The organism is Paenibacillus thalictri (genome assembly GCF_004307995.1).
Lineage (GTDB): Bacteria > Bacillota > Bacilli > Paenibacillales > NBRC-103111 > Paenibacillus_AF > Paenibacillus_AF thalictri.
This window is the reverse complement of record NZ_SIRE01000038.1, coordinates 31,246-43,956: the sequence shown is the minus strand read 5'-3', so window position 1 is coordinate 43,956 and position 12,711 is coordinate 31,246. Positions and strand designations below refer to the sequence as shown.

Genomic DNA, 12,711 nt, shown 5'->3' with positions numbered 1-12,711 from the left:
CCACTGAAAAAAGCAGCGGAGTGAGCGAAATCATGCTGGAGAAGCGCCAGCGTTCGCTTTTGTCCCCGAATTTCATCTGCCGCAAGCAGGTAAATTCAAAGAAATTCGGGGACAATTGGCGATCGGAAGCATGATTCGCTCACGCAGCGTTCACTTTTTCAGTGGCCGCAGTTCAATCTCGCACGCCTCCATACCCTCCCGGATCGCATTCAGCCGCTCCATCGTCGCCCCGTCATAGAAGCCGTAGGCCAACCCGTCAGCACCGCCTAAAGCGACAACGCGAATGCCTTTCTTGATCAAATCCGGGGTCGCCTTGGCTCTGGGCGCGATGCTGTCGATAATCGTTTTTTCTTCGCCGACCTGTCTGCGCACATTGGCCAGCCACTTGCCTTTTTGCAGCACCCGCTCCTCGTCGCCGGTCTGCTCCGCGTAATCCATAATCCGAATCGAATCGACATGACGGCCGATGTCCTTCAAGTTTTGGCCGATCAGCTCGGCCTCCTGCCAACATGTGTTGAAGCGGAAATCGACCTTGGCATTGGCCGCATGAATCGCTTCGGACAACTCCCTGAAATATCTGGTGATGGAATCGCAGCGGAATTTCAACCACTCATACAGCTCGGGATGCTCGATCAGGAACATCACCGGTGTCGAGTTGCCTCTTTGCAGCAGGTGCCAATCTTCGTTTGCTTCCAGCGTAGCCCGCTTCATAATGTCGGCGTAATGCCGCACCGTCTTGCGGATCAAGTCCCAATCCAGCCCGGCTTTACGGGCCTCCTTCTCGCAGTTTTGGCAGAAGCAGCCTCCCAGCGTTACGCCAAGGAACGGATGAAGGTTCAACTGCCCCTGGTTCAGCAGAAAGGAGCAGGTTTGAATCATATCGATGTCGTAATGCGTCACCAAATCGGTTGCGATCGCGCACATGTACGCTCTTGCATCGGGACTGTTCCAGCACAGCTGCTGGTTCGTGAAATAACCGTGCGCCGGCGGGTTGCCATAAATGTCGCGTTGGATGCAGTCGGCAAATTCGCCCCCGCCTCTGACCGAATCCAGCGGCGTATGGGAAATTTCCGCACCTGGGCTCATGCCCCGCTGGCGCAGCGAACGAGTGAACAGCTCCAGCCAGTCGACGCCCTTCAGAAACTCCCGGTCGCTGGGCAGCGGCTTGATCCGGGAATTCTTGTAAGATTCGGGATGAATCGTGAAATAACAACGGCTGTCTTCAGCCAAATACCGTTTGCGCACCGGATTATGATGGTAGTAATTATCGTGCAGCGGCCGCTTCTCATGATGCATGATCGCCAGCATATAAGCGGCGTTGTTGCCCGCATGCTGCTGCAAATTGTCCAGGATGCTTTCAATTCCCTCATCATGCATGTCCCAAGGATAAATGCCTGTCGTCAGTTCTTTCCAATACATAACGGCTGCCTCCTAAGAGCTGCGTACCCCTCTTCCCGCCAGTTGGGACGGCGGTACGCCATGAAATTTTTTAAATATTTTGCTGAAGTAATAATAATCGTTGTACCCGGTCATCCGGCACACATAATCCGCGCTATGCTCCCCGGTGCGTATGAGCTCCGCCGCCGCTTCCATCCGCAGCCTTGTCACGTAGTCGCTGAACGTATAACCCGTCACCTTCTTAAACAGCTCGCTGCAATAGCTCATATTCAGATAAAACCGTTCCGCAAGCTCGCCCAAAGCAAGCTCCTTGTTGTAGTTTTGGTTGACATACTCCAGCAGCGCCATGAAATTGCCGTTGTAATGCTGCGATTTGCCAAGCCCGCCGCTTCCCGCGCAGCACATTTGTTGCAGAACCTGCTTCATGGTGCGGCATAACGAGGGAAGACTATCGAACTTGGCGAGCATTTCTTCATAATCGAGGAAATCAAGCCGGATGGCAGACGCATCGCTCTCCAGCCTTTTTCGAATCAGGACGGCCACCTCATTCCATAAGGCAACTGCATGAGGAATGCCCAGCCGATGCTCCGCAAACAGCTCGGGGATGCCATCTACCAGATCGCTAATCTCTGCAAAGTCTTTCAACATCAGCAGTTTCTCCAGCTGCTTGGCAAAACGTTCTGCCGCCGCGCAAGCTTTAGCATTAAACTGCGCAATGCCGGGCTGACCCGTTATAAAATGTTGGGCCGCCGCCATCTCCGCTTCCTTGATCAGCGCAGGAAGCCGCTCGGCGTCTTGCGTCATGCTGCTGATACCCGTGCTGGCCCCGGGACCGCAGCGCCCGCTGTTCAGCTCGCGCCATACCTCGGCTTCCAGCATCGGGCCGCCGTTAAGCAGCAGCACCGCCTTTCCTTCTCCGATCCGAAACGTAAAGTGGTTCATTCCGCCTGGCAGACGATCTGCCGCGGAAATATCGTCTGCATCGCTCCCTTCAACAATGGCAACCTGCCAGTGTGCCCCGTCGGGATGAAAATGCAGATGATCCGACAGCTCCGCTGCACTCATGCGGCCCAGACTTAACTGTTTCAGCAGTTCCATGTGCTCAGCGGATTTCTTTTTGGCCAAATGTGACTTCAGCCTCGCCAGCAAATTTCCCGCCGCGCTTCGTTCAATCGGCTTCAGCTGATAATCAAAAGCGCCGTGCCGCAGCGCCTCCTGGGCGTACTGAAATTCCGCAAAACCGCTGATAATGATAAATTCGCAATCCATGCCCTCCCGGCGCGATTGATGCAGCAGTTCGATACCGGACATTTCGGGCATGCGGATATCCGTGACAACGACGTCCGGGTTCGTGCTGACAATCAGCTCATAAGCTTCGGCGGCATCCGTCACCTGGGCCGTAACGGCAAACCCCATCTCCTCCCATTCAAACAATTTTCTAATGCCTTCGAGGGACCAAATTTCATCGTCGACCAATATGACCTTATACATAGGCGCCCTCCGTCATGATCGCAGCCCCGGCTGAACGAACGGTCAGCCGGGGCCTATCATATCAGCTATTTTCTTATTTCCAGCCCCGCTTCGCGCATCCCCGTCTTCACCGCGTCCAGCAGTTCAAACGTCGCGCCGTCGTAGTGTCCCAGCGACAAGCCGTCCACGCCAAGCGTGCTCAGCACCTTGATGCTTTCGCGGATCAATTCCGGCGTGGCGTTCGGACGCGGCGCAAAGGCGGCGATCAAATCTTTGTCATATCCGATGCCGCGGCGTATTTTCAAAATCGTGTTTCTTTTTCTCTTAAATTTGTCGGGAGCGCCGAGCTGCTCGGTGTAGTCGGAATCCCGGACCGAGTCCAGGTAATCCTTGACCGAAGCGAAGTCCAAGCCCGCAAGCTCAGGATATCTCAAGTAGTTGTTGTACCGGAAATCCGCCTTAGGATTCGCCGATTTGATCGATACCTGAATTTCCTTAAACAGCACAGCGATCGATTTCATGCGGAACTCAAGGAACTGGTACAGGGACGGATATTCAAGCAACAGCCCGGTTTCCAGCAAGTCGCTGCCCATCAGCACATGATTATCCATCACAGAATCGAGGTTATGATAAGCCGTCGCGTAGACAAGCTGCTCCAGACCTTTCAAATCGCTGACGATGCGGTCCCAATCGTATCCCATGCCGATCGCTTTCTCCCGGCAATGCGAGCAGAAGCAGCCTCCCTTAAGCACGCCAAGCAGCGCGCCTACCTTGTTCTCCGGATCGTTTTCCATAAACCAAGGGGCTTTAACCGGTTCGCCGATGGCAAACAACATCATGCACGTTTGTACAAAATCGACGTCGTGATTTTTTACGGTATCGTAAAAAATCGCCTTCATGTATTCCTTTACATGATCGTTGTTGCAGCAGAAATGGCGTTCGATAATGCCGCCGTGAATGTTTTTTTGCAGCACGTCGGGAAACTCCTTCTTGGCCACTTCACAGTCAAAAAACGTATGGGAGATTTCTGCGCCCGTCTTCAAATTCTTTTTTCTGCCGTATTCCGTCAGTTGGTCCAGCCAGTCCGTCCCTTTCAGAAAATCGCGGTCGGAATACATCGGCTTCAGCGGCGTATTGGCGAAATTCGCTTCATCCATGCGGTAATAAATGCGGCTGTCTTCCGGCAAGTAAAACTTGCGTTTCGGATTGTGCGTGTAAAACAAACTGGTCAGCGGTCTTTTTTCCTTATGCATGATACCGACCAAATACACACTGTTCACCAAGCTGTGCTCGACCACATTGTCGACACACGTCTCCACTCCCTCATCGGCCAAATCCCAAGGATACAAGCTGGATGCGACTTCTTTGATATACATGGTTCAGTTCTCCCGTCTCTTAGTAAGATTTGATTTATAATTGAACAGCGCGGCGATTTACTTTTTGCCGAAAAATTCCTCATAGCTCTTGGCAAATTCGCCGGCCGACTTGACCACATCCGGATTATCCAGCAGTTTCTTCTGATAAGCTTTAAAATCGTCGATCGAGATCGCTCCTGTAATCGCTTTGGCTTCCATCGACGCAAACTCATCTTTTACTTTGGACCATGCGCTGCTCCATGCATCGGATTGCAGAACGTTAAACAGCTCGATTTTGGCGTCAATCTTGTAAAGCGCCTTCATTTCTTCCCTGACCTGCAGGTTGTAGGACATCGGCGCAAGCGGGCTGTCCACCTTGGCGAATTCGGCCGTCGAGAAAATAAACGGTGCGTTAAATGAGCTGTTGACTTCTTTTTTGCCTGCATCGGTCAGTGACGGGAAGCCGTCCTTCAGCGTATAATGGACGCCTTCGATGCCGAAGTTGACGAAGTTATAGTATTTCTCATCCGTAGTGGCATGAAGGAAATCGAGAATGCGCAGCATTTTTTTCTCGTCGACCTTCTTGGAAATCGCCATCCCGCCGAAATAACCCAAATCGTAAATATGGGAATACCCCTTAGGCCCCTTCAAATAAGGCAAAATCGTTACTTTGGCGCCCGGCTGCGTCTTCTGGTTTTCCTGCTCCATCCGGTATTTGTGCCATGCGTTTTTGACCAGAGTAGCGGAACGTCCCGTCATAAACATCTCTTCCTGCTGCGTGCCGTTAATCAAGGCGAATTCCTTCGGAATCGCGCCGGCCTTGTACAAGTCCCTCATATATTGCACGTAATCGGCATAATTGGTTGTTAAGTTGGCGTGAATAATGCCCCCGTTGCTGTCGCGCACCGGATCCCGGGTACCGAAACCCGCGGCGAAAAAGCCGGCGTTCGGCAGTACGCCGATCGTATCGATTTTGCCGTTGCCGTCCGGGTCGCTTTGGGCGATAACCTTCATCACCTCGGCGAATTCTTCCAGCGTCGTAGGCGCCTTCAGCTTTAACTTGTCCAGCCAGTCCTGGCGGATAAAAATCGCGGAATCCAGATTGCCGCGCGTTCTCGGCACAAAATAATTTTTTCCGCCGACCTTGCTGAGCACCCAGGCATTTTGGTTCGTATATTTTTTGAAATTGGGGTACTTGCTGAAATCCCCCAGGTACGGCGTTAAATCCCAGAAAGCGCCGGCTTTGACCGCTTTTAATATGCTTGGCGCCGTTGTGTTCGTAATTTGCATCAGGTCGGGAATGTCACCCGACGCAAGCACAAGGTCCAGCTTCTGCTGGTAATTGTCCGCAGGCACCCAATCCACTGTGTAGTTGACGTTAAACTCGCTCTCCATCTTCTTCCAGAACTCACTATCCTTAGCCGGTGCCTGGCTGTACAAGTTAGCCATGCCGCGGATAACGGCCGGATCGGGCTTCTTGCTTTCCGCCGCCGGGGCGCTTGGAGTGCCTGGGGTACTCGGGGCTCTTGGCGCATTGGTGCTCGTAGCATTACATGCCGAGAGTAACGCTGCGGCGACGGTAAGCACTGCTGCGTTGTAAAAAACCTTTCTGGCTTTTTGGTGCATAACGTAACATACCTCCCTTGGATTGGTTTATTTCAACCTCAGCCCTTGATGGAGCCGAGCATGACGCCTTTAATAAAATATCTTTGGACAAAAGGGTACACCGCCATGATCGGCAGCATTGCAAGAACAACCGTAGCCATACGCACCGTTTCGGAAGGCAGGTTGAGCAGATCGACATTGCCCGTGGTTCCAGCGCCGTTAGTCGATGCGTCGACCAGCAGCGATTTGACGTATACCTGTAGGGTCCGCTTGCTGGAGTCGGTCAAATAAATCAAAGCGTTGAAGTATGTATTCCAGTGGCCGACGGCGAAAAAAAGCGTGAGCGTAGCGATCGAAGCTTTGGATAAAGGGATAATGATCCGGAAGAAGGTGCCCAGCTCGGTGCAGCCGTCGATTTTGGCCGATTCCTCCAGTTCCTCCGGCAGCGAATCAATGAAGCTTTTGGCTACGATCAGACTCCACGAATTGGTTAGCACCGGAAGAATGAGCGACCACAGGCTATTGATGAGGCCAAGGTTTTTCACCAGCAAATAATTCGGCACAATGCCGGCGTTAAAGATCAGAGCAAAAATGACAACCCCCATAAACACGTTGCGGTGCGGCATGTTCTTTTTGGTCAAGGCGTAAGCCATCGTATAGGTAAACGCGATATTTAATGCGGTGCCGATGACCGTAACAAACAGCGTATTTTTGACCGCACTGATGAAATTCGAGTTGGAGAGGATGTACGCGTAGGAGGCAAACGACATCTTATCCGGCACGATATATAACTTAAACGGCACATACACCGCTGGGTCCGTTAACGACACGCTGACGATATAGAAAAAGGGGGCGATGCAAATAAACGAAATCAATCCGGCGGTGGTATAGATCAGCATATCGGCGACCGAAGCTTTTTTTGAATGCATAGGCATGCGCTCCTTCCTTGCGTAAGTGAGATCAATAAATGCCGCTGTGGCCCATTCGTTTGACGAGACGGTCGGACAACACAACCATAATCAGGCCCACGATGCTTTTGAAAATACCAACGGTAATCGCAATGCTGAAATTGCCTTGGTTAATGCCCTGGTTGTACGAATACGTGTCGAATACTTCGGCCACGTCCCTGACGTAAGGATTGGTCATCAGCAGCACCTGTTCGAAACCGACGTCCATAATATGGCCCAGCCTTAAAATGAACAACACGATGATGGTCGGCAATATGGAGGGAATCGTCACATGAGTAATTTTTTGCATGCGTGTAGCTCCATCTATCGTGGCGGCTTCGTACAACATGGGATCGATTTGCGTCATGGCCGCGAGAAACAAAATCGTGCCCCAGCCGATTTCCTTCCACGTATTTTGCAGAAGTATGACCCACCAGAACAGCTTCGGATTGGATAAGAAGGCGACCGGTTGACCCCCTATACTGACGATCACCTTATTTACAAACCCGACGTCCGAGGACAACATAAAAAACGTAATACCCGCAATAACGACCCAGGATAAAAAATGCGGCATATAAATGATCGTCTGGTTCAGCCGCTTGAATCTCTCGACCCGGATCTCGTTAATGAGCAGCGCGAGCAGAATGGGCGCGGGGAAGTAAAAAATGAGATTCATCAGGCTGATGACAATCGTATTTCGCAGCATTAAATAAAAATATTCATTTGCGAAAAACTCTGCAAAATATTTGAAGCCGACCCACTCGCTGCCCCAAAAGCCGGCAAACGGGCTGAAGTCTTTAAACGCGATCAGCAGCCCCCACATCGGCGCTAGCTTAAACACAACAAAATAAATAAATCCGGGAATGACCAGCAAATATGCATAGCGGTATGTGTAATACAGCTTGCGCCTGGTATTCCACTTTCGTAGAAGGGTCAGTTTTTCGCCGGTGATCGCGCTTCTCTCCGCCTGCATTCGGCTTCCTCCTTGAGCTTGTTGGCTTCGGCTTAAGTCCCTGCCGCCTTGCTTGTTTGTATTGTAATCCATCTTGCAAGCGCTTTAAAATGTACTGTTTTCGGAATTTTTAGACTAATTTCGGTTTATGTAATGGCGGGCAGCACAATCACCACTTTGGTCCCCTCATCCCGGCTGCTGTTAACCGTAACGCCAAACTTGCCGCCATATAGCAGTTTGATTCTTCTGTCGATATTAATTAGCCCGATACCGTTGCTTCCCCGCCCGACCGGCTGGCCCTCCGAGACGTCCCAAGCCGCAAAACTCGCGGCCAGCCGGGAAAGCGTCTCCGCAGGCATCCCCTTACCGTCATCTTCGATCTCAAACATCAACTTGCCACCGCTGTCATACCCGCGGACCGTCAGCACACCCGGCCCTTTCTTTTGCTCCAATCCATGGAACACCGCATTTTCCACAATCGGTTGAAGAATCATTTTGGGGATAAGGCAGTTCATAACCTGCGGTTCGACTTCACACACCAAAGCAAACCGGTTGCTCTGGCGAATCTGAATAATGCTGAAGTAGTCCTGAATGCACTCCAACTCGTCCCCTACTTTGACATCGGTATTTTCCTTAATGCTGTACCGGAAAATTTTGGCCATCGAAGTTGTGATTTCGAAAATTTCAGGCACCTCTCTGGCTAATGCGATGCTGCGGATGCAGTCCAGCGTGTTATACAAGAAGTGAGGGTTGACTTGGCTTTGAAAAGCGGCGAACTGCGCTTGTTTTTTGGCGATTTCCGCCTGGTACAGCTTCTCTTGCGAGGCTACCACCTCGCTGGTCATCGTGTCGATGTTGTCGAGCATTTTATTCATCGTCCTGGCCAGCAAGCTGATTTCATTGCGGCTATAAATCGCAAATCTCCGGGTGCTGTAATTCGAACCGAGCGAATTCATGAAATGAGCCATATGGGTAATCGGCGCGGTCATGCTTTTGTTAATTGTATAGCCGAATCCGAGCAGCACCAGAATGACGATACCGCCCATGAGCGCGCCAAAACGCTTAAGCTCCGATAAATCCTTGGTCACCTCCACATCCGGCGTAATCCCGATGATCCGCCAATTTAACGTCTCCACGGGGATTTCATAAGCCAGCGGCTTCTTGCCTCCGATAAAAGCCGCGATCGACGGCTGCTCTTTGCCTTGAACGAATCCGTCATTAATCTGCTGCACATCGGCTGGCCCGAGCCCTGCACGGTTCGAGGCGATCACGTTGTCGTGGCTGTCGGCAATAAGGAACAGCGAGTTATCGTTAGGCTTGATGCCCGATACCGTGCTCACGAAGCTGTCGGCGTTGTAGACGACAACGGTAATGAAATCTTTGCCTGACTGGTAAGAACTAAACGATTTATTCACACAGACGTAAAACGGCTTCCCGCTTTCATGACCCTCAAATATGTAATGAGTCGGCTGATTCCTCGGTATGCTGCCCTCACGGTACAATTTGGCCACTTCATTAAGTACCCAAAAGTCCTCTCTTTTGTAAGCGCCGATATTGATCATGTCGAGATCGCTAATAATAATGCCGTTGATGCTTTTATTGGACAGCAAAATGGAATCGATCATCACCTGCATATTATTTTTCAGCCGTAGCCGGTCGTCGATGTCCTGCGAATTGACAAATTGAAACGTCAGCTCGTTAAACGAGGTGATGTTGATAATATTGTTGATGTCTTTCGAATATGTTACCGCTTTCATTTCTAGCTGCTTTAAATTGTCTTTGAGGAATTGCGAATAGTTGCGCGTATTGATGCTTTCAAACCAGCTGAAATAAATGATCTGAAGCAAGATGATAATGCCGATCGACAGGCAGATGAGCAGGAGCAGTTGAGATTTCAGCTTGATGTTCTCCATCATTTTCAACATCGGTTAAGCCACTCTCCTTTGGGGGGATATTTGGTGAAAAAAAGGGCCCGCTGCAACAAGTGTGCATGCGAACCCTTCGTATCCATGTGCTGCAGCCGTGTCTGACGCCGGAGTTACGCTTTGGCTGCTTTGTATGCTTCGATGTATTGAGCGGCCTTCTTGGCGACTAACGAGTAGTCTCCGGTTTTTACCGCTTCGCTGGTCAAATCGGAACCGATGCCGACGGCGACCGCGCCCGCCTTGATCCATTCGCCAAGATTGGAGAGCGATACGCCTCCGGTCGGCATAATGTTGGCTTGCGGCAGCGGGCCTTTAACGGCCTTAATCATCGCCGGCGAGAACAGGTTGCCCGGGAACAACTTGACGATGTCTACGCCAAGCTCCAGCGCATGCTGGATTTCCTGGATCGTCATGCAGCCCGGCAGTACGGGAATCCGGTATCTGTTGCACAACGTGACCGTAGCGGGGTTCAACGAAGGGCCTACCACAAATTCGGCTCCGCTCAAAATCGCCGCACGCGCCGTTTCCGGATCAAGCGCCGTGCCTACACCGATAATCGCGTATTTGTCCGAGTCTGCAGGGGCCGAGCTGGAATATTCTTTCGCCAGCTGTTCGATCGCCCTCAGCGCAAACGGAACGGTCATCGTTACTTCGATTACTTTAATTCCGCCTGCGATCGATTGTTTCGCCATTTCGACGACTTCTTCGGGAGTTTCGCCGCGCAGTACCGCAACGACGCCTTCTCTGACCATTTGCTGTGTGATTTGCAGTTTTTTCATCGCTTATCTACCATTCTTTCCTTAAGTAATATTAACGCTCGACATGAGCTTTATTGGTCAGAAACGCTTCGACCTGCTCCCAGGTCGGAATGCCTTCCCAGTCGCCTTCCGTCTGCACGACCAGACAGCCGATCAAGTTGCCCAGACGCACCGCTTCGGCCAAGCTGTATTGCTTGAGCAAACCAACGATAAAACCCGCGCAGAAACCGTCACCCGCGCCTACCGTATCGACCACTTTTTCCGCTTTAAAATACGGAACGGCTGTCACGCCGCTTTTCTCGACGACATACGTTTCATCGTTGCCGCCTTTGACGATCGAGACGGCGTCCAACTCATTAAGACGGCTAACAATTTCGTCGAAATTGTCCGTTTGATACAAAAGCTTCAGCTCATCCAGACCGGGAAGGAAATAATCGGCTTCCTTCGCCCAATCAAGCAGCACTTCGCGCGCTTCGTCCAGCGACCACAACTTCAGCCGCAGGTTAGGGTCAAAGCAAACTTTGACGCCCGCCGCTTTGGCGATACGGATCGCTTCTCTCGCAGCAGCCCGGCTTGTCGCGCTTAATGCGGGAGTGATGCCGGTCACGTGCAAAATTTGCGCTTGACCGATGTAGTCCGCATCCAGATGCTGCGGAGCCAGCGTGCTGGCCGCAGAACCTTTGCGGTAATAATACACCGACGTCTTGCCGTTGACCACTTCGCGGAACATCAGGCCTGTCGGCGCTTCCGTCGTCTGCTCGACACGGGATACATCGACGCCTTCGCCGCGGATTTTTTTCAAAATATAATTGCCCAGCGGATCTTTGCCAAGGCGGCTGAACCAGCCCACACGGTGCCCAAGGCGCGCCACGCCAATCGCTACGTTGCTCTCCGCCCCGCCGAACAAGCTTTGAAACTGCGGTGAATATTCAATCCCTTTGGAACCGTTCGGCATCATAAGCGCCATCGTTTCGCCGAAGGTGATCATCTCCGGCCGGAACATTTGCTGTGCGTTGCGTTGCTCCATCGTTATACCCCCCTTAAACCAGGCCCCCTGCGCCTGGTTAATATTTTATCTTTTTTATTATTTACCCAGCCGTAAGGAGTTTGTCCAACGGATCGCTGCTGCGAATATTTATCCATGAGATATACAGAGGAAAGGGAATTGCTGCGGAAAGTTTACGTCCGCTTTTGAAAACCGTGTTTTTACCGCAAGGTAAATTAAAGAAACACGGTTTTCATTGGCGGTGGAGCAGCAATCTCTTTCCGTCGTATATCATTTCATGAATAAATATTCTCATATTTCCAATCGCCGGATAAACTCCTTATCGCGTCATCCACCCGCCGTCCACGCACAATACGTGACCGCTCATGTAGTCGGAAGCTTTGGAAGCCAGGAATACGACAGGACCTTGCATATCTTCCGGTGTACCCCAACGGGCAGCCGGGATGCGCACCAAAATTTGCGCGCTGCGCTCTTCGTCCGCACGTAATGCCGTTGTGTTGTCAGTCGCCATGTAGCCTGGCGCAATAGCATTGACCTGGATGTTTTTGGAAGCCCACTCGTTGGCCAGCGCTTTGGTTACGCCGGCAATCGCATGTTTCGATGCAGTATAGCCGGGAACGTTAATGCCGCCTTGGAAAGACAACATCGAAGCGATGTTGATGATTTTGCCCGAGCCTTGTTTGATCATCTCGCGGCCTACGAGCTGAGACAGGAAAAATGCCGAATTCAGGTTCAAGTTAAGCACATCGTACCAATCCTGTGCAGCGTGGTCCGCAGCAGGGGTACGGCGAATGATGCCGGCGTTATTCACAAGGATGTCGATTTTGCCCATCGCCTGCAGCGCCTGCTCAACGACGCCGGGAAGAGCCTGCTCGTCCATCAGGTTAGCGACGATCGTATGTGCTTTGCAGCCCATAGCTTCGATTTGATTTTGCGTTTCGCGGTTTCTGTCGTTGCTGGTAACGATCACGACGTCCGCTCCGGCCTGCGCCAGTCCAAGCGAAATGCCCCCGCCCAAACCAACGGCTCCGCCCGTTACTAATGCCACTTTGCCGCTCAAATCAAAAAAACTCATCTTTAGCACCTCTTGTATGTTTAATATTTAAGATAACGTTCTTTAAGGAAAGTCCCTACAACATTATAAAATAATTTCAAACATTATGCCAGACAAGCAGGCGTCAAAAAGGCGTCCTCTCAGGTCAAAATCAAAAATGAACACAACACCAGTGTAAAAAAATACATTCTCGTTGCTTGGGATACGATATAAGATATGGATAACCAAGCGAGGTTAATTC

The 12,711-nt window shown here is 51.4% G+C and carries 10 protein-coding genes; all 10 read right to left on the bottom strand.

Annotated elements, in window-relative coordinates; translation table 11 throughout:
• Window positions 1-150: 150 nt before the first annotated feature.
• Window positions 151-1,419, bottom strand: coding sequence for a beta/alpha barrel domain-containing protein (locus EYB31_RS36020; protein ID WP_131018403.1), 1,269 nt, complete (start codon window positions 1,417-1,419; stop codon window positions 151-153).
• Window positions 1,420-1,431: 12 nt separating this feature from the next.
• On the bottom strand, window positions 1,432-2,889 hold the full coding sequence (locus EYB31_RS36015; RefSeq protein WP_131018402.1) for a response regulator transcription factor: 1,458 nt from the start codon (window positions 2,887-2,889) through the stop codon (window positions 1,432-1,434).
• Between the two features lie 65 nt (window positions 2,890-2,954).
• Complete coding sequence (locus EYB31_RS36010) at window positions 2,955-4,244, bottom strand: hypothetical protein (protein ID WP_131018401.1); 1,290 nt, start codon at window positions 4,242-4,244, stop codon at window positions 2,955-2,957.
• A gap of 57 nt (window positions 4,245-4,301) precedes the next feature.
• On the bottom strand, window positions 4,302-5,849 hold the full coding sequence (locus tag EYB31_RS36005) for a type 2 periplasmic-binding domain-containing protein (protein WP_131018400.1): 1,548 nt from the start codon (window positions 5,847-5,849) through the stop codon (window positions 4,302-4,304).
• 38 nt (window positions 5,850-5,887) lie between these two features.
• A complete protein-coding gene (locus tag EYB31_RS36000; protein WP_165452795.1) occupies window positions 5,888-6,757 on the bottom strand; it encodes a carbohydrate ABC transporter permease in 870 nt (289 codons plus the stop codon).
• 31 nt (window positions 6,758-6,788) lie between these two features.
• Window positions 6,789-7,820 carry an ABC transporter permease gene (locus tag EYB31_RS35995; protein ID WP_240763185.1) on the bottom strand — a complete coding sequence of 344 codons (1,032 nt, stop codon included), beginning with the start codon at window positions 7,818-7,820 and terminating at the stop codon, window positions 6,789-6,791.
• Between the two features lie 53 nt (window positions 7,821-7,873).
• On the bottom strand, window positions 7,874-9,652 hold the full coding sequence (locus tag EYB31_RS35990) for a cache domain-containing sensor histidine kinase (protein ID WP_131018397.1): 1,779 nt from the start codon (window positions 9,650-9,652) through the stop codon (window positions 7,874-7,876).
• A 113-nt stretch (window positions 9,653-9,765) separates the two neighbouring features.
• Window positions 9,766-10,431: a bifunctional 2-keto-4-hydroxyglutarate aldolase/2-keto-3-deoxy-6-phosphogluconate aldolase gene (locus EYB31_RS35985; protein ID WP_131018396.1), complete on the bottom strand. Its 666-nt coding sequence runs from the start codon at window positions 10,429-10,431 to the stop codon at window positions 9,766-9,768.
• A 31-nt stretch (window positions 10,432-10,462) separates the two neighbouring features.
• A complete protein-coding gene (locus EYB31_RS35980; RefSeq protein WP_131018395.1) occupies window positions 10,463-11,437 on the bottom strand; it encodes a sugar kinase in 975 nt (324 codons plus the stop codon).
• Between the two features lie 298 nt (window positions 11,438-11,735).
• Window positions 11,736-12,491, bottom strand: a complete 756-nt coding sequence (gene kduD, locus EYB31_RS35975; RefSeq protein WP_131018394.1) for a 2-dehydro-3-deoxy-D-gluconate 5-dehydrogenase KduD — start codon at window positions 12,489-12,491, stop codon at window positions 11,736-11,738.
• Window positions 12,492-12,711: the final 220 nt, after the last annotated feature.